Below are 17,459 nucleotides of genomic sequence, written 5' to 3' on the forward strand. Positions count from 1 at the left end.
ACCGAGGCTCTACCCATGACCACCCCGAGCCGCAAGCCGGCCGCCCCTTTCTCCCGCCCGGCAGTTGCCGTGGACGGCGCGGCCGCCGAACGCATCCGCATCGCGCGCGGCTGGCTGCATACCGCCCACTTCCTGACCAGCGCGCCGCAGCTGGAGCATCTGCCCGCCCTCGAGCTCCCGGAGATCGCCTTCGTCGGGCGCTCGAACGCCGGCAAGTCGACCGCCATCAACACGCTGACCCAGCAGACCCGCCTGGCCTTCGCCTCCAAGACGCCCGGCCGCACCCAGCACATCAACCTGTTCGGCGTCGGCAGGCAGAAGGTGGACGACGCCGTGCTGGCCGACCTGCCGGGCTACGGCTACGCGGCCGTGCCGCGCGAGGCCAAGCTGCGCTGGCAGCGCGTCATGGGCAACTACCTGATGACGCGCGAGAGCCTGCGCGGCGTGGTGCTGATGTGCGACCCGCGCCACGGCCTCACCGAACTCGACGAGATCCTGCTGGAAGTCATCCGCCCGCGGGTCGAGCAGGGCCTGAAGTTCCTCGTGCTGCTGACCAAGGCCGACAAGCTCACGCGTTCCGACGGCGCCAAGGCGCTGTCCATCGTGCGACTGCAGGCCGGCGGCGGCGAGGTCAAACTGTTCTCGGCCTTGAAACAACAGGGAGTGGACGAAGCGGCTGAACTGCTGTGGCGCTGGGCCCATCCGCAGGACGAGCCGCCCGCAGAACCGAAAGAAGGAGACGACCCGCCATGATCCAGACCTTTGCCCGGGCGCTGCCCAACGGCACCACGCTCAGCTGCCGTGCTGCCGGCGAGCCCGGCCGCCCCTTGATGGTGTTCCTGCACGGCTTTCCGGAAGCCGCGTTCATCTGGGACGAGCTGCTCGAGCATTTCAGCCAGCCGGAGCACGGTGGATACCGCTGCGTGGCGCCGAACCTGCGCGGCTTCGAGAAGTCGAGCTCCCCCACCGAGGTGTCGGCCTATCGCGCCCACCTGCTGATCCAGGACGTCGAGCAGCTCGCCCGGAGCGAGCGTGACGACGGCCGCATCGAGGTGCTGGTCGCGCACGACTGGGGCGGCGCCTTCGGCTGGGGCTACGGCAACCAGCATGGCGACAAGCTGGGCCGGCTGGTCATCATCAACTCGCCGCATCCGGGCACCTTCGTACGCGAGCTGCGCAACAACCCCGCCCAGCAGGCCGCCAGCGCCTACATGAACTTCCTCGCGCGGCCCGATGCCGAAGCGCTGATGTCGGCCGACGACTACAAGCGCATGTGGCTCTCGTTCACGCAGATGAAGGCGGGGCCGGACGGCTACGGCTGGCTGACCGAGGACGTCAAGGCCAAGTACCGCGAGGTGTGGGACCACGGCCTCACCGGCGCCTTGAACCTCTACCGCGTGACGCCGATGAAGCCGGCCATCCCCGGCAAGCCTGCCGCCGAAATCCCCGAGCTGCCACGGGAACGGCTGGTGGTGGAGGTGCCCACCTTCGTCTTCTGGGCGCTGGACGACGCGGCGCTCCTGCCGGGGCTGCTCGAAGGCCTGGAAGATTACGTGCCGAAGCTCGATCTGAAGAAGGTGCCCGACGCCACGCACTGGATCTTGCACGAGCAGCCGGAGTTCGTGGCCCGCGAGATCGAGGCCTTCCTCCGGCGGACTCAGTAGACGGGCGCTGCGCCCTCGGGGCGCGTCTTGAAGCGCCGGTGCACCCAGTAGTACTGCGAGGGCATGGTGTCGATGTAGCCCTGCAGGCGCTGGTTCATCAGCGCCGTGTCGGCCACGACGTCTTCGGTCGGGAAGTCCCGCCAGGCCGGCAGCACCTCGATCTCGTAGCCGGTGGGCGTGAGCTTCGAGACGATCGGCACCACCTTGGCCCGCCCGAGCCGGGCGAAGCGCGACAGCGAGGGCACGGTGGCCGCCGGCACGCCGTAGAAGGGCACGAAGACGGTCTGGTCGCGGCCGAAGTCCATGTCGGGCAGCAGGTACAGCAGGCCGCCCTTGCGCAGCCCCGCGATGATCGGCTTGATGCCGTCGACCCGATTGAGCGTGATCACGTTGCCGAAGCGCTTGCGGCCCTCGCGGATCCACTCGTCCACCATCGGGTCGCGCTGCGTGGTGTAGATGGTGGTGGAGGGCCGCGCCGTGTGCATGGTCAGGGCCGTGGCGGCCGCATCGAGACCGTAGAAATGCGGCGCGAAGAGGATCATCGGCTCCTTGCCGTTGGCGATCTCGTCGATCTCCTCCGCCGAGCCCTTCACCTGCAGCCGTGCGGCCACGGTCTCTTCGGGCGCATGCCAGAGCCAGCTGCGGTCCAGCCAGGATTGCGCCACATAGACGAAGGTCTCGCGCGCGATGCGCCGGCGCTCGGCCGGTGGCTTGTCCGGGAAGCACAGCGCCAGGTTGGCGTCGACCACGCGCCGGCGCGGCGCGGCGACGGCATGCAGCACGTGGCCCAGCACGGTGCCGAAGCCGCGCACCATTGGCAATGGCACATGGGCCAGGGTGCGCATGAAGACGATGCCGAGGCGTGAAAACACGCTCATGGCGCGGCCTCCGCCCCGGTCACTGCCGCCGCTTCGCCGCGCGGCTGCTTGTAGCGCGCGTAGTCCCAGACGTACTGGCCCGGCAGCGCGCGGATCAGCGCGGCGATGCCCTCGTTCATCGCGGCGGCGGCGGCTTCAGGCGTGGCCTTCGGGTCGCCGAGGGCGGTGCCGTCGAAAGGCGTCAGGCGGATCGCATAGCCCGCGCCGCGCGGCAGCCGCTCGCACACGCCGAAGAAGACGCGCGCCCCGGTCTGTTGCGCCAGGCGCGGCAGCAGGGTCATGGTGTAGGCCGGCCGGCCGAGGAAGGGCGCCCAGACGCCCTGCCCCAGCGGCGGGACCTGATCCGGCAGGATGCCGGTATAGCCGCCTGCCCGCAACGTGCGGATCAGGCCGCGCACGCCGGCCACGCTGGTGGGCAGCATCTGCAGCCCGCGCCGCTCGCGCGAGCCGGCGCCGATCAGCTCGGCCATCCACTTCTTGCGCGCCGGACGGAACAGCGCCGTGATCGGGCCGTAGGCGTCGACGAAGCGCTCGCCGATGGCCTGCCCCAGGATCTCCCAGCAGCCGATGTGCGGCGAGGCGATGATCACGCCCTTGCGCGCCGCCAGCGCCGCCTCGAGTTCGGCCGCGCCCTCCCAGCGCACGATGCGCGGCAGCACGCTCTCGCCCTGCGGCCGGGCCCACAGCCACGGCAGCTCCGCCGCCATGGCCCCGGCGGCGCCGATGGCCGGGCGGTACTGCGCGGGCGTGAAGCCGGCACGCTCGGCGTTGTCCTTGAAGCGCTGGCGATAGGTGGGCGAGCCCCACCACACCAGCCAGCCCAGGCAGCGGCCGGCGGCATGCATCCAGCGCAGCGGCACATGGGCGAGCAATCGAAAGAGAAGGATCATCCAGTTGGAGGGGGTGAAAACCAGGACGCGCGCGCGGGCTATCGCGCGGCTCGAATACAATCGAAATTGTCGCTGAGTTATGGAACTACTTGCAGGGCGACGTTAAACATCACTGCTAAAGCGTTCGCCACACTCCAAATGGATTGGCAACGCGCCAATTCAACTGCTTGGAGTTTTATCGAATGGCGAACGACTTTCTCTTCACTTCCGAATCGGTCTCCGAAGGCCATCCCGACAAGGTCGCGGACCAGATCTCGGATGCCATCCTCGACGCGATCTTCGCCCAGGACCCGCGCAGCCGCGTGGCCGCCGAGACGCTCACCAACACCGGCCTCGTGGTGCTCGCCGGCGAGATCACGACCAACGCGCATGTCGACTACATCCAGGTCGCGCGCGACACCATCAAGCGCATCGGCTACGACAACACCGACTACGGCATCGACTACAAGGGCTGCGCCGTGATGGTCTGCTACGACAAGCAGTCCAACGACATCGCCCAGGGCGTGGACCACGCGAGCGACGACCACCTCAACACCGGCGCCGGCGACCAGGGCCTGATGTTCGGCTATGCCTGCGACGAGACGCCCGAGCTGATGCCCGCGCCGATCTACTACGCACACCGCCTCGTCGAGCGCCAGGCCCAGCTGCGCAAGGACGGCCGCCTGCCCTTCCTGCGGCCGGACGCCAAGAGCCAGGTGACCATGCGCTATGTGGACGGCAAGCCGCACAGCATCGACACCGTGGTGCTCTCCACCCAGCACCACCCCGACCAGAGCGAGACGCCGACCAAGATGAAGGCCTCGTTCAACGAAGCCATCATCGAAGAGATCATCAAGCCGGTGCTCCCCAAGGAATGGCTGAAGAACACCAAGTACCTGATCAACCCGACAGGCCGCTTCGTCATCGGCGGTCCGCAGGGCGACTGCGGCCTGACCGGCCGCAAGATCATCGTCGACACCTACGGCGGCGCCTGCCCGCACGGCGGCGGCGCCTTCTCGGGCAAGGACCCGAGCAAGGTGGACCGCTCGGCCGCCTATGCCGCGCGCTACGTGGCCAAGAACATCGTGGCCGCGGGCCTGGCGCGCCAGTGCCAGATCCAGGTGGCCTACGCGATCGGCGTGGCACGCCCGATGAACGTGACGGTCTACACCGAAGGCACGGGCGTGATCTCCGATGCCAAGCTCGCGGAGCTGGTGCAGGAGCATTTCGACCTGCGTCCCAAGGGCATCATCCAGATGCTGGACCTGCTGCGCCCGATCTACGGCAAGACCGCGGCCTACGGCCACTTCGGCCGCGAAGAGCCGGAGTTCACCTGGGAAGACACGAGCAAGGCTGCGGCGCTGCGAGCCGCTGCCGGGCTGTAAAAACCGGCCGTTTCAATCGGGCTGGGCGCCTTCGCCCTGCAGCAGCTCGCGCACCTCTTCGTCGCTGGTCTGGCCGAAGTTCTCGTACCAGAGGCCGACCGCGCGGAACGGCTCCGGGACATGGACGCAGACCACTTCGTCCGCCACCGTGTTCAGCAGCTGCACGGCCTCCCTCGAACCCACGGGGACCGCCACCACGATCCGCCGCGGCTGCATCGCACGCACCGCCAGCGAGGCCGCATGCATGGTGGCGCCGGTGGCGAGGCCGTCGTCGACCAGGATGGCCACGCGCCCGGCCAGCACCAGCGGGGCGCGCTCGCCGCGGTAGAGCCGCTCGCGGCGCGCCAGCTCTTCCTGCTCTCGCTGGACCACCCTTTCCACCTCGGCGTCGGACACGGGCCACATGCGCGGGACATCGGACATCACGCGCACGCCGCCGGGCCCGATCGCGCCCATCGCGAGCTCCTCCTGGCCCGGATAGCCGAGCTTGCGCACGACCAGCACGTCGAGCGGTGCCTCCAAGGCCCGGGCGACCTCCCAGGCCACCGGCACGCCACCGCGCGGCAGCGCCAGCACCACCACCTCGGGCTGGCCGCGCCAGGCCGCGAGCGCCTTCGCGAGCACCCGGCCCGCATCGTGTCGATCCCTGAATTCCACTTGAGCCATTTGCGCTCCTCGCCTTGGCAGCCGCAACTCAGAAACGATACGCCGCTCCCATGCCCAGCGTCCAGCTGCGTCCCGGCGCGGGCTCGAAGTAGCGCGCATTGCCCTCGTTGACGATCAGCGAGCCGACGTAGCGCCGGTCGAAGAGGTTGTCCACACGCAGAAAGGCGTTGAAGTCCCATTGCGCCCAGCGCTTGACATAGCCCGCGTACAGCGCCGCCACCGCATAGCCCGGCGCGCCGGCCGTGTTGCGGTCGTTGGCTTCGATGTGGCCGAGCGCCCGCAGTTCGGCGCCGGCGCGCCAGCCCTCGGGCGGCACCCAGCCGAAGGAGGCATAGAGCGCATGCTCGGCAATGCCGGGGATGCGGTTGCCCGCGGCCACCGTGCTGCCCGTGCCGCAGGGCGCAGGCGAGCAGAAGGCATCGCGGTAGCGCGCGTCGAGCCAGGTGTAGGCCAGCTGCGTGCGCCAGTGATCGGCGGTCTCGTGCTGCCAGGCCAGCTCGAAGCCGTCGCGCCTGGTGCGGCCGGCGTTCTGGAAGGTGGCGCGCCCGCCGAGGTTGGTGTTGGTCACGATCTCGTCGCGCGTGCGGGTCTGGAACAGGGCCGCGGTGAGCAGGCCGCCGGCCAGGCGCGCCTTGGCGCCGACCTCGACGCTGGTGTTGACCGAAGGCCGCAGCCCGAAGTTGAGCCCGCCGATGCCGTCGGCCCGGTAGGACAGCTCGTTGAGCGTGGGCGTCTCGAAGCCGCGCCCGGCAGAGGCATAGAGCGCCAGGTCGGGCGTCGCCTGGTAGCGCAGCGAGGCCACCGGCAGGGTCCTGCCGTAGCGTGCGCTGCCGCTGTCGTCGCGGTTGGGCCCACCGATGTAGAGGTCGTGCGAAGAAAAGCGCACGTTGCTGCGGCGCAGGCCGGCTTCCAGCGTCCAGGCGTCGGCGAAGCGCCAGCTGCCCTGCACATAGGGATCGAGGTTGCGCACCTCGTTGCGCTCGTTGCGGCGCTGCCGGCCCTGCACGCCGAGGGCCAGGGGCGCTGCGGCCCGGCCGAAGAAGTTCTCGAAGCCGCGGCGCTCTTCGCGCAGCTTGTCGTAGGCCAGGCCGGCGACCAGGTCGAAGGGCCGGTCGCCCAGCTGCAGCTTCGCGCTCCAGCGCAGGTCCACGCCGCCGTAGTCGCGCGCCAGGTCGATCACCCCGCCGGCATGCAGCGGATTCAGCTGCGCCGCGGGCGGGATGGACTGGAACTGCACGGTGCTGCGCTGGCCGCCGTAGACCATCAGGCGCAGCGTGTTGCGGGCATCGATTCGGCGCTCGTAGCTCAGCCCGAGCTGCTGCTGGTCCACCGTCTTTCGCGTATCGAACTGCTTCGCCAGGTCGGCGCCGCGCGGGTTCAGTGCGTACTGCTCGGCCGACAGGCCCAGCGGGTCCTGGGCGTGGACATGCACGCTGTTGAAGACCAGCGTGAGCTTGCTGCCATCGTCCAGGCGGAAGCCCAGCTTGCCGTTCTGGATCTCACGCTCCGCCGCGCTGTGCTCGCGCCAGCCATCGGTGTGGAAGCGGCTGGCGCTCAGGGTGTAGTCGACGGCGCCGGTGGAGCCGCCGAGCTTGGTGCCGACCCGCCAGGTGCCGAAGCTGCCGCCAGCCGCCGAAAAGCCCAAGGTCGGCGGCCCCTCCCCCTCCTCGGTGAAGACCTGCACCACGCCGCCCGAGGAATTGCCGTAGAGCGCCGAAAAGGGCCCGCGCAGGATTTCGACGCGGTCGGCCGAGCCGATGTCGATGTTGGAAGTCTGGCCCTGGCCGTCGGGCAGCGTGGCCGGGATGCCGTCCACGTAGAGGCGCACGCCGCGCACGCCGAAGGTGGAGCGCGCGCCGAAGCCGCGGATGGACAACTGCAGGTCCTGCGCGTAGTTGTAGCGGTTCTGGACCTGCAGCCCCGGCACCGGGCCCAGGCTCTCGGAAAGGTTCACGCCAAGGCGCGCATCGCGCATCTCGCTTCCCTCGAGCCGATCGACCGAACCCGGCACTTCGAAAGGCCGCATTTCGCCACGCGGGGTGGACACGGTGATCTCGCGCAGCGTGGGCGCGGGCGGGGCTTCCTGCGCCTGGGCGGCACAGGAAGCGGCGGCGACCAGGCCGGCCGTGGCAAGACGGGATTTCATCGCGGCGATTCTGCGGCCACCCGCCGCCCCGCCGCGGCGGGCAAGACCCTATGGCGCAGGACGCGCCATTGAAACTAGGAACGCGCCGGCGCGCGCCGCCAGCCGTACCAGAAGCCAATCACCGTCGGGACGCCGAGCGCGACCCAGGCCACTGCATCGCCCAGCCCGCCGTCGCTGAACAGCGCGGACACCAGGCCGATGGAGGTCAGCACGCCCAGCAAGATCGGCCAGCCCCACAGGTGCCGGAAAGAATGCCGCACCTTGGTCATGAACCCGCCTTCGCGGTCACGGCCGGCCGCGCGATCGGCGCCGCCGGCGCGCCCTTGGCGGCGACCTCCCCCGGCGCGTCCGCCGGCACGGTCTTGCCGCGCTTGAGCCACAGGTAGAGCCCGCTGCCCAGCACGATGATCGTGGCGATGTCCAGCAGGGCCCAGAGAATCTGCATCGGCATGCCGCCGTAGTCGCCGAAGTGCAGCGGCTGCGAGACCAGCAGGGCCGTGAGGTACCACGGCAGTTGCGGACTGGCGGTCACCTCGGCGGTCCTGGCATCGACCAGCACCGGCTGCAGCAGGCGCGAGGTGAAAGGCTCGCTGCCGCGCAGGAAGACGGTGTTGTGGTGCGGGCTCGAGAAGGCCGTGCCCGGGAAGGCGATGAAGCTGACCTTCATTCCCGGCGCACGCTCGAGCGCGACGTCGAGCGAACGCTGCACCGAGCCGCGCTCGGCCTTCGGCGTTTCGGGCTGGCCCTTGTAGGGGGTGAGCAGTGCGCTCAGCTGGTCGTACTGCCAGTACTTGATCACCAGGTCGGCCCAGGTGTTGATCATGCCGGTGGCGCCCACCGTGAAGGCCCACACCAGGGTCACGATGCCCAGCAGGTTGTGCAGGTCCAGCCACTTGAGGCGCGGCCGGCGCTCGCGCCGGACGGTGCCGAAATCCAGCTTGCGCATGAAGGGCGCGTAGAGCACCACCCCGCTGACGATGGCCACCAGCAGCAGCAGGCCCATGAAGCCCAGGAACAGCTTGCCGGGCAGCCCGGCGAACAGGTCCACGTGCAGCTTGAGCATCACCCACATGAAGCCCTCGTCGAACTTGGGCTGCGCCAGCACCTGGCCGGTGCGCGCGTCGACCGCCACCGACTTGAAGTCGTCGGTGGGGGCCGGCGTGGGCGTGAGGGTGACGAACCAGAGGCCGTCGTCGTCCTCGGGCTGGGACACGAACTGCACCACGCGCTCGGGATGCAGCGCGTGCGCCGTCGCGATCACGCGGTCGAGGCTGGCGCGCGGCGTGCCGGCCGGCATCTTCGGCGCATCGACTTCGGTGCCCAGCAGATGGCCGATCTCGTGGTGGAAGATGAGCGGCAGCCCGGTGATGCACAGCAGCAGCATGAAGACCGTGCAGACCAGGCTGCTCCACTTGTGCACCCAGGCCCAGGCCTTGATCCTTCGGCTGTTGTTCATCGCGGGATTCCTCGGGTCTAGAAGCGGTAGGTGGCGCTGGCCACGACGTTGCGGCGCGCGCCCCACCAGCAGTCGCCGCGCGCGAGACAGGTGCTGAAATACGCCTTGTCGGTCGCGTTGTTGATGTTGAGCGCATAGCGCCACTTCGCGGTTTCGTAGGCGAGCACCAGGTCGAGCAGCGTTGCGCTCGGGATGCGGGGGCCGCTGCCGCCGAAGGACACGTCTCGGAAGGAGCCCATGTGGCGCACGCCGGCGCCCACCGAGAAGCCCGGCACGCCTGCAATCGCGAAGCGGTACTTGGCCCACACGGCCGCCTGATGACGCGGGAGGCCTTCGAGCTGCGGATCGAGGTCGGTGTAGTTGTAGTGCGCCGTGATATCGAGGTTCGGCGCGATCGAGCCCTTGGCCTCGAGCTCGACGCCGCGCGTCTTGGTCTCGCCCAGCTGCGTGTAGACATTGGGGATCGGTTGCGCGATCTGGTTCTTCTCGCGCAGATCGTAGACCGCGGCGTTGAAGGCAAGACCGCGCCCCGCAGGCTCGTACTTGACGCCCGCTTCCCACTGCTCGCCGCGCAGCGGCGAGAACACCCTGCCGTCGCGAGGCGACTGCGGCGTGAAAGATTCCGCATAGCTCACGTAGGGCGACCAACCCGAGGGAAAGGCATACAGGACGCCGAAGCGTTTGCTGGTTGCGCTGTCCCTCGCGTCCTCGCTGCCTTCCGAACCCGCGACGACGCGGTCGTGCCGCAGGCCGGCGATGAAGTTCCAGTTGCCCAGCTTGATCTGGTCCTGCAGGTAGACGCCGGTCGCGCGCTGGGTGGTGCGCGGCCGCGCCGTGCGCTCCGGCTCGAGCCGGTTGCCGTAGATCGGTGCGTAGGCATCGATCTCGCTCATCGAGATGCCGGCCCACACGTTCTCGCGGTGGCGCTGGTAGTCCGCGCCGACCAGCAGCGTGTGCTTGAGCGCACCGGTATCGAAGTGGCTCTCGAGGTGGTTGTCCAGCGTGTCGATGCGGTTGCGCGTGAGCGAGCTGTCGATGAAGCGCGCCAGACGACGCTTGCCGACGGGGTCGGCGCCCCAGCCCCCGGGGATGGTGAAGGCGTCTGCCCAGTGGTAGCTGTTGTCGTTCTCGTTCTGCGCGTGGCGGAAGTTCTGGCGGAAGGTGAAGTTCTCGTTGAACTTGTGCTCGAACAGCCAGCCCAAGGTCTTGCGCTCGCTGTCGTAGTAGTCGCCGGGTTCGCCGATGAAGCGGCTGGTCGGCAGGCGGCCGTTGGGGTTCGGCAACAGCGTGCCCTCCCACGGCAAGAACTGCGAAGTCGTGCCGCTCTTGTCCTTCTGATAGAGGCCCTGCAGCGTAAGCGAGGTGGCGGCGTTCGGGCGCCAGGTCAGCGAGGGCGCGATCAGCCGGCGGTCGTCCGGCACGAAATCGACCTGGGTGTCGGCCTCGCGCGCGACTGCGATCAGGCGGTACGACCATTGGCCGTCGGCCGTCAGCGGACCGGTCAGGTCGGCCTGGAGCTGGCGCCGGTTCCAGCTGCCCAGCTGCACGCCCACCTCGCGCTGGGTCTCCTGCAGCGGCCGCTTGCTCACCATGTTGACGATGCCGGCCGCGGTGCCCGACCCGAACAGCATGCCCGAGGGCCCGCGCAGCACTTCGAGGCGCTCCAGCATGTACGGCTCGGTGCGGGTGGTGCTGGTGTAGTAGCCGTACGCCTGGCGCAGGCCGTCGAGGTAGACGTCGGGGTAGGCGCCGCGCACGCGGAACGAGTCGGTGCGCGCATCGAGGCCGTAGGCGTCCGAACGGACGCCGGCCGCATAGGTGAGCGCGTCCTGCAGGTTGGTGGCGCCCTGGTCGACGATCTGGTCGCGCGTGACCACCGTCACCGCCTGCGGCGTCTCCGCGAGCGGGGTGTCGGTCTTGGTCGCGGTGGCGGCGTTCTTCGCGCGGTAACCGATCACCGGGGTGGTGGCAGTCTCCTTCTCCGCGTTCGCGTCGACGCGCACCTCGGGCAGCGCGCCGCCGCTGCCCACTTGCGCAAACACCGTCGATGAAGCGGTCATCGCCATATACCCCGCCAGAAGCGATGCGGCCTTGCGCCGCGCGGAAAAGCTGGAAGTCAATTCTCCGTCCCGAAATCTTGTTGAGAGTGATTCGCATTCTAGTAGGTGATTGTTCTACTTTGAAACCATTACCCCTTGATTTGGTGCGCCTCTTCAATCCCTTCGCCAACGGGCACGGGCACCTGGCCGCGCGCTGGCTAAGGATCTTCTTCACCGGCGGCGGCCGAGCCGCCGCCGACATCGACGTCTTTGTTCAGCCGCAGCTCACAGGGGGATCTGCGTCGTCGAGAGCACCTGCTTGAGCACGATGAAGGAGCGAATCTGCCGCACGCCGGGCAGATACAGCAGTTGCTCGGCGTGCAGCCGGTTGAAGCTCTCGCCGTCGCGCGTGCGCACGAGCATGAAGTAGTCGAACTCGCCGGTCACGACATGGCATTCCATGCAGCCGGAGATCTTGGCCGCCGCCTTCTCGAAGGCGCTGAAGGACTCCGGCGTCGAGCGATCGAGCACCACGCCGATCATCACCAGCATGCCGGCGCCGAGCGCCTGGGGATTGAGCAGCGCCACCGTCGCATCGATCAGCCCGGCGCGCTTGAGGCGGTCGACCCGGCGCAGGCAGGCCGGCGGGCTCAGGTGGACTCTGTCGGCCAGCGCCACGTTGGAGATGGACGCGTCGGTTTGCAGGGCGCGCAGGATCGCCTTGTCGGTGCGATCGAGCGCGGGCGGGGGTGCGGCAGGCGCCTCAGGGTGGGCACGAACTTTTGTTGCGCGAGAGATGGCCATTGTGCAATTCGAGGCTTCATGATTGGATCTTCGATGCGTGATCGTGCGTGAATGCTTCGATATTCGCAACCCTGTGAAGGCGCCTTTTTCCTACGATGCAGTCGTCACCACATCGAGGATCACCGCCATGCAACTCAATCGTTTCGCCCGCCATCCCCTGACCTTCGGCCCGACGCCGATCCAGCCGCTGAAGCGCCTGAGCGCGCACCTGGGCGGAAAGGTCGAGCTCTACGCCAAGCGCGAGGATTGCAACAGCGGCCTCGCCTTCGGCGGCAACAAGACGCGCAAGCTGGAGTACCTGATTCCCGAGGCGCTCGCGCAGGGCTGCGACACGCTGGTGTCCATCGGCGGCATCCAGTCCAACCAGACGCGCCAGGTCGCCGCCGTCGCCGCCCACCTCGGCATGAAGTGCGTGCTGGTGCAGGAGAACTGGGTCAACTACTCGGACGCCGTCTACGACCGCGTGGGCAACATCGAGATGTCGCGCATCCTGGGCGCCGACGTGCGGCTGGACGCGGCCGGCTTCGACATCGGCATCCGGCCGAGCTGGGAACAGGCCATGGAGGACGTGCGCCGCGCGGGCGGCAAGCCCTTCCCCATCCCCGCCGGCTGCTCCGAGCATCCCTACGGCGGCCTGGGTTTCGTCGGCTTCGCCGAGGAGGTGCGCGAGCAGGAGGCCGCGCTCGGCTTCAACTTCGACTACGTCGTGGTCTGCTCCGTCACCGGCAGCACGCAGGCCGGCATGGTGGTGGGCTTCGCAGCCGACGGCCGCGCGCAGCGGGTCATCGGCATCGACGCATCCGCAAAGCCCGAGCAGACGCGCGAGCAGATCCTGCGCATCGCGCGCAACACCGCCGCGCTGGTGGAACTCGGCCAGGACATCAAGGACGAGGACGTGGTGCTCGACACCCGTTACGGCGGGCCCGAATACGGGCTGCCGAACGAGGGCACGCTGGAAGCCATCCGCCTGTGCGCGCGCCAGGAAGGCATGCTGACCGACCCGGTGTACGAGGGCAAGTCCATGCACGGGATGATCGACAAGGTGCGCCGCGGGGAGTTCGAGCCGGGCTCGAAGGTGCTCTATGCGCACCTGGGCGGCGTGCCGGCGCTCAACGCCTACAGCTTCTTGTTCCGCAACGGCTGAGCGGCGCACACTCGCCGCCGGGCGAGGCGTGCGATCAGGCCATCACGGCGCTAGCGCCTGCGCGGAGCACCGACCAGCACGAAGAGCATCGTCGCCGGCCGGTCGGACAGGTTGCGCCACGCATGCCGGTTGCCGTGCTGCACGACCACGTCGTGGCGGCGCAGCGGTACCTGCACGCCATCGTCGAGCTCCAGCGTGATCTCGCCGTCCAGCACGACGTCGTAGTCGATGCTGTCGGTGGTGTGCATGCCCGGGTGCTCGGGCTCGAACTTCTCGGCCAGGCCCGGAATCCGCTGCGCGAATTCGGCGCCGAACGCGGCCGCGTCGAACTCGGCACGCATCATCACGGCGTCGGGCGGGAACACGACGATCATCAGCCGCGTGCCGCCGGCCCCCGGCACGAAGCCCACGTCCACGCTGCGATCGGCCGGCCCGCCGGCGCCGACGGTATCGGAAGCCTCGGTCGCCCACAGGAGCGCGTTGGCGAAGCCCGGCACGGTCTCGAACGCGCCCGCACGCGGTGCCGGCCCGTCCGACATCACGACCGCCTTGCCGTCAGCGCCAGTACCCGTTACCACGCGTCGGATTTTCATGGTGGGCCTCGCTCAGGGGTTGATGACGAAGTTGCTGAAGCCGCCGTTGCGCGTCGCGATGCCCGAAATCGCCTCGTTCACGCGGTCCAGGGGATGGCAGACATGCTCGAAGACCGACAGGTCCAGCGTGCCGGCTTCGGCCATGTCGGCCATGTCCTGGCCTTCGCCCGCGGTGAACCAGGCCGAGCCCTCGATGCTCTGCTGCTCGTCCATCATGGTGTGCAGGTCCATCCCGACCATGCCGGCGATGGCCCCGATGTTGAAGGCGCGGCCGCCGCGCTTGAGCGCACGGATGCCCTGCTGCATCGTCTCGTGCGGCGCTCCCGGGCCCAGCGCGTCGATGAAGGCGTCCACACCGAGGCCATCGGTGCGCGCCTTGGCCCAGGCGTCGATGGCTTCGCCGTTCGCGTTCGAGAACACCTCGATGCGATCCGGCGCCAGTGCCTTCACGCGCTCCAGCAGCGCCTGGTTGCGCCCCGTGCCGAGGATGCGCGTCGCGCCCATGGCCAGGCCGAACAACGCGCCGCCGATGCCCAGCGTGCCGCTGATGCCGTTGATCAGCACGCTGCGGCCCGGCCCCACCTTCGCCTTGCGCATGGCCGAGTACATCGTGCCCAGGTAGCCGAAGCGCGCCGCCTGGTTGAAGCTGACGTTGTCGGGCAGCTTCACCAGCGCGTACTGCGGCGCGATCATGTACTCGCAGAGGCCGCCGTACGGGTAGTTCTTGTAGAGCTTGAGGGAGTTCTGCGAGAAGCCGAAGTAGCCGCTGAAGGCGTAGTGCGTGCAGTTGATCAGGTCGCCGTTGCGGCAGGCGCGGCAGCCGCCGCAGTAGAGGCTCGGATTCACGTACACGCGGTCGCCGGGCTTCCAGGTATGCACGTGCGAGCCGACCGCCGTCACCTCGCCTGCCGGGTCCAGCCCGAAAATCGCGGGCAGCGGCGGCAGCGGCAGTTCGGGGAACCAGGTGGTCCAATTCGCCAGGATGTTGCCGAGGTTCGGCACGATGCCGCAGGCATGCACCCGCACCTGCACGTCGTTGGCGGCCGGCTGTGGAATGGGCAGCTGCTCGATCTCCATCGGGGCGCCGACCTTGTGCAGTCGCGCGGCTTTCATCATCGGCATGGATGTCTCCTTGAATGCATAACTTTGATTTTGTGCATTTTTCAGCAGTGACCCCCGGCCGACATCCGGAGGAACCCTTGGTGCGCAAATTATTATTTTTATGCACAATTTATCCTTTCTGCATTCGGAGAGCATCCCATGAATCCCATCCCGGGCCCGCCTGTGGAGGTGGCCATCGTCGGCTTCGGCCCGGTCGGCGCCACGCTGGCGGCACTGCTGGGCCGGCGCGGCCGGCGCGTGGCCGTGTTCGACAAGTCGGAGCAGGTCTATCCGCTGCCGCGGGCCTTCGCCCTGGACCACGAGGCGATGCGCACCTTTCAGGAGATCGGCATCGCAGGGGCGCTGGCGCCGCACATGACGCCCTACCGCCCCACGATCTACCAGGGCGCAGATGGCGAGCCGATCCAGCACTTCGACATGGGGCCCTCGCCCTATCCGCTGGCCTGGGCGCCGTCCTATACCTTCAACCAGCCGGCCCTCGAAGGCTCGCTGCGTCGTGCGGTGGGGCTGATGCCCTCCGTGTCGGTGCACCTGGGCCATGAAGTCGGCCCGCTGGAGAACGTCGGCGACCAGGTACGGCTGTCCGTGCGCGCGCCTGACGGCAGCTCGGGCGAGGTCCGCGCACGCTACGTGATCGCCTGCGACGGCGGCACCAGCCCCATTCGCAAGCAGCTCGGCCTGCAGCTCAAGAGTCTGGACTTCGACGAGCCCTGGGTGGTGATCGACATGCACATCGACGAGCACGTGCTCGAGCGACTGCCTGCCACCAACATCCAGCACTGCAACCCGACCCGGCCCTGCACCTACGTGGTGGGGCCCGGCACGCACCGGCGCTGGGAGTTCCTGCTGCTGCCGCACGAGACGGGGCAGCGCGACATGCCGCACGAAGCGATCTGGAAGCTGCTGGCGCCCTGGCTGGCCCCGCACGAGGCGCGGATCTGGCGCGCGGCGACTTATCGCTTCCACGCCGTGGTCCTCGACGCCTGGCGCCGGGGCCACGTGCTGCTCGCCGGCGATGCGGCGCACCAGATGCCGCCCTTCCTCGCCCAGGGCATGTGCCAGGGCCTGCGCGACGCGACCAACCTGGCCTGGAAGCTGGACTGGGTGCTGCGCGGCGAAGCCCCCGAGTCGCTGCTGGACAGCTACGGCATGGAGCGCGGCCCGCAGGTCGAGGAAACCACCCGCACCGTCAAGCGGCTGGGCCAGATCATCTGCGAGCGCGATCCTTCGCGCGCCGCGGAGCGCGACGAGGGCCTGCGGGCGCAGCAAGGCGGCGAGGTGCGGGTGCAGCTGCGGCAAAGCCTGCTGCCCGGCGTGCGCCACGGCCTGGTCGAGACCGGCCAGGACGCTGCCGGGACGCCGTTCCCGCAGGCGGTGGGCAAGGTTGGCGGCCATGGCGCGGCTGAAATGATGGACGACCTGCTGCCCCGGGGCTTCCTGCTGTTCCTGCGCGAGACACCCGAGCCGGCTCAGCTCCAGGCGCTGCGAAGCGGCCTGGAAGCACTCGATGCGAGGGCGATCTGCCTGCATGGCGCCACCGACGTCGAGGGCCTGCTCGGCCTCGCCGAAGCTGATGGCGTGCTCGCCCGCTGGTTCGCGGCCCACGGGTGCGGCGCGGCGCTGGTGCGTCCCGATCACATCGTCTACGGGGTGGCTGCGGATGCCGGCGGCGCCGCGGAGCTGCTCGAGCGGGCGCGCCGGGCGGCTGGCTTGCAAGCGCCCTGTTCGCTGCCGGCCGACGCCGCTTCGGCTTAGGAAGCGAGCGGATCTTTTTCGGCGTACTCGCGGTCGAGCAGGGCGCCGGTCGCCTTGAACCAGCAGATCGAGTCGTGGGCGGCGACGACCGCCAGCTTGACCTGCTCGGACGCAGCCGGGTCGGCCAAAGCCGCCCACTTGGCGCTGTCGGCCGCCTGTTCGAGCTCGAATACGGCCTCGCGTTGACCGGGGGCAGCATCGCTTTCCAATGCCGGCCGCGTCTTCGCGAACTTCCGGCGAAACTCCCCGACAACCGCCAGGAGAACCGGCGATGCCATGCCGCCCGGTGCCAGTGCAGCTTCCGCGGCGGTCAAGCGCCTGTCGAGTTGGAGGCAAACCTGTTGCGCAATCGTCGTCGTCATGAGGGTCTCCGGTAACGCCCAAAAAAACGCCTCGGCCCACCCTGCCAAAGTTAGGTGGTGGGTTCACGAATGTCCAGTGCCGTCCGGTGCCGGCTCCTCAGGAATCGACAGCTTGCGAGCTCGCCGCGCACTTGCCCCGCTTGAAAGCGTCAGAATTGCCCTTATGATTAGCACTCGCTGAAGAGGAGTGCTAACAGCCCCGCTTCCAGTGGCTGGGCAGGCGGCCATCAGGCCGCAGCCCGAAACAGAACCCCGTTTCTTATCCAGGAGATGCAATGAAACTTCGTCCTTTGCACGATCGCGTGATCGTCAAGCGCATTGAAAGCGAAACCAAGACTGCCTCGGGCATCGTGATCCCCGACAACGCCGCCGAGAAGCCCGACCAGGGCGAAGTGCTTGCCGTCGGTCCTGGCAAGAAGACCGACAAGGGCGAGCTGGCCGCCATGAGCGTCAAGGTCGGCGACCGCGTTCTGTTCGGCAAGTACAGCGGCCAGACCGTCAAGGTCGATGGTGACGAGCTGCTGGTCATGAAGGAAGACGACCTGTTCGCGGTCGTTGAAGCGAAGTGACTTTGCG

At 68.6% G+C, this 17,459-nt stretch carries 17 protein-coding genes; 6 read left to right on the forward strand and 11 right to left on the reverse strand.

Annotated features, from left to right (window positions below; translation table 11 throughout):
* Positions 1-15: 15 nt before the first annotated feature.
* Together yihA and AC3A6Y_RS30795 are read left to right on the forward strand one after the other, a co-directional pair.
* Positions 16-753: a ribosome biogenesis GTP-binding protein YihA/YsxC gene (gene yihA / locus AC3A6Y_RS30790; protein WP_487872012.1), complete on the forward strand. Its 738-nt coding sequence runs from the start codon at positions 16-18 to the stop codon at positions 751-753.
* Positions 750-1,664 (forward strand): alpha/beta fold hydrolase, encoded by a 915-nt coding sequence (locus AC3A6Y_RS30795; protein WP_487872013.1) that lies wholly within the window; start codon positions 750-752, stop codon positions 1,662-1,664. The genes yihA and AC3A6Y_RS30795 overlap by 4 nt, the downstream gene beginning before the upstream one ends.
* Here the strand turns inward: AC3A6Y_RS30795 and AC3A6Y_RS30800 are convergent.
* Both AC3A6Y_RS30800 and AC3A6Y_RS30805 read right to left on the reverse strand, forming a co-directional pair.
* Positions 1,658-2,542 (reverse strand): lysophospholipid acyltransferase family protein, encoded by an 885-nt coding sequence (locus AC3A6Y_RS30800; RefSeq protein WP_487872014.1) that lies wholly within the window; start codon positions 2,540-2,542, stop codon positions 1,658-1,660. The two genes, AC3A6Y_RS30795 and AC3A6Y_RS30800, sit on opposite strands and share 7 nt — an antisense overlap.
* Positions 2,539-3,432, reverse strand: coding sequence for a lysophospholipid acyltransferase family protein (locus tag AC3A6Y_RS30805; RefSeq protein ID WP_487872015.1), 894 nt, complete (start codon positions 3,430-3,432; stop codon positions 2,539-2,541). The genes AC3A6Y_RS30800 and AC3A6Y_RS30805 overlap by 4 nt, the downstream gene beginning before the upstream one ends.
* A 182-nt stretch (positions 3,433-3,614) precedes the next feature.
* On the opposite strand from AC3A6Y_RS30805, the gene metK reads away from it, so the two are divergent.
* Positions 3,615-4,796 (forward strand): methionine adenosyltransferase, encoded by a 1,182-nt coding sequence (gene metK, locus AC3A6Y_RS30810; RefSeq protein WP_487872016.1) that lies wholly within the window; start codon positions 3,615-3,617, stop codon positions 4,794-4,796.
* 12 nt (positions 4,797-4,808) lie between these two features.
* Here the strand turns inward: metK and AC3A6Y_RS30815 are convergent, their stop codons facing one another.
* The 6 genes from AC3A6Y_RS30815 to AC3A6Y_RS30840 all read right to left on the reverse strand — a co-directional run bounded on the left by AC3A6Y_RS30815 (position 4,809) and on the right by AC3A6Y_RS30840 (position 11,907).
* Positions 4,809-5,462 (reverse strand): phosphoribosyltransferase, encoded by a 654-nt coding sequence (locus AC3A6Y_RS30815; RefSeq protein WP_487872017.1) that lies wholly within the window; start codon positions 5,460-5,462, stop codon positions 4,809-4,811.
* 28 nt (positions 5,463-5,490) lie between these two features.
* Positions 5,491-7,608: a TonB-dependent receptor family protein gene (locus AC3A6Y_RS30820; RefSeq protein WP_487872018.1), complete on the reverse strand. Its 2,118-nt coding sequence runs from the start codon at positions 7,606-7,608 to the stop codon at positions 5,491-5,493.
* A gap of 74 nt (positions 7,609-7,682) precedes the next feature.
* Positions 7,683-7,877: a hypothetical protein gene (locus AC3A6Y_RS30825; protein WP_487872019.1), complete on the reverse strand. Its 195-nt coding sequence runs from the start codon at positions 7,875-7,877 to the stop codon at positions 7,683-7,685.
* Positions 7,874-9,064 carry a PepSY-associated TM helix domain-containing protein gene (locus tag AC3A6Y_RS30830; protein WP_487872020.1) on the reverse strand — a complete coding sequence of 397 codons (1,191 nt, stop codon included), beginning with the start codon at positions 9,062-9,064 and terminating at the stop codon, positions 7,874-7,876. The genes AC3A6Y_RS30825 and AC3A6Y_RS30830 overlap by 4 nt, the downstream gene beginning before the upstream one ends.
* 17 nt (positions 9,065-9,081) lie before the next feature.
* Positions 9,082-11,124: a TonB-dependent siderophore receptor gene (locus AC3A6Y_RS30835; protein WP_487872021.1), complete on the reverse strand. Its 2,043-nt coding sequence runs from the start codon at positions 11,122-11,124 to the stop codon at positions 9,082-9,084.
* A 264-nt stretch (positions 11,125-11,388) separates the two neighbouring features.
* Complete coding sequence (locus tag AC3A6Y_RS30840) at positions 11,389-11,907, reverse strand: Lrp/AsnC family transcriptional regulator (RefSeq protein WP_487872022.1); 519 nt, start codon at positions 11,905-11,907, stop codon at positions 11,389-11,391.
* A 127-nt stretch (positions 11,908-12,034) separates the two neighbouring features.
* Here AC3A6Y_RS30840 and AC3A6Y_RS30845 point away from each other — a divergent pair, with 127 nt between their 5' ends.
* A complete protein-coding gene (locus AC3A6Y_RS30845) occupies positions 12,035-13,051 on the forward strand; it encodes a 1-aminocyclopropane-1-carboxylate deaminase (protein WP_487872023.1) in 1,017 nt (338 codons plus the stop codon).
* Positions 13,052-13,101: 50 nt separating this feature from the next.
* Here the strand turns inward: AC3A6Y_RS30845 and AC3A6Y_RS30850 are convergent, their stop codons facing one another.
* Both AC3A6Y_RS30850 and AC3A6Y_RS30855 read right to left on the reverse strand, forming a co-directional pair.
* On the reverse strand, positions 13,102-13,644 hold the full coding sequence (locus AC3A6Y_RS30850; protein ID WP_487872024.1) for a cupin domain-containing protein: 543 nt from the start codon (positions 13,642-13,644) through the stop codon (positions 13,102-13,104).
* A 12-nt stretch (positions 13,645-13,656) separates the two neighbouring features.
* Positions 13,657-14,766 (reverse strand): alcohol dehydrogenase catalytic domain-containing protein, encoded by a 1,110-nt coding sequence (locus AC3A6Y_RS30855; protein WP_487872025.1) that lies wholly within the window; start codon positions 14,764-14,766, stop codon positions 13,657-13,659.
* Between the two features lie 138 nt (positions 14,767-14,904).
* On the opposite strand from AC3A6Y_RS30855, the gene AC3A6Y_RS30860 reads away from it, so the two are divergent.
* Positions 14,905-16,521: a bifunctional 3-(3-hydroxy-phenyl)propionate/3-hydroxycinnamic acid hydroxylase gene (locus tag AC3A6Y_RS30860; RefSeq protein ID WP_487872026.1), complete on the forward strand. Its 1,617-nt coding sequence runs from the start codon at positions 14,905-14,907 to the stop codon at positions 16,519-16,521.
* Here AC3A6Y_RS30860 and AC3A6Y_RS30865 read toward each other — a convergent pair.
* Positions 16,518-16,883 (reverse strand): hypothetical protein, encoded by a 366-nt coding sequence (locus AC3A6Y_RS30865; protein WP_487872027.1) that lies wholly within the window; start codon positions 16,881-16,883, stop codon positions 16,518-16,520. The genes AC3A6Y_RS30860 and AC3A6Y_RS30865 overlap by 4 nt on opposite strands.
* A 275-nt stretch (positions 16,884-17,158) precedes the next feature.
* Between AC3A6Y_RS30865 and groES the strand changes: the two genes are divergently transcribed.
* A complete protein-coding gene (gene groES, locus AC3A6Y_RS30870; protein WP_487840774.1) occupies positions 17,159-17,452 on the forward strand; it encodes a co-chaperone GroES in 294 nt (97 codons plus the stop codon).
* Positions 17,453-17,459 lie beyond the last annotated feature (7 nt).

It is taken from the genome of Variovorax sp. Soil_C_17 (assembly GCF_057657265.1).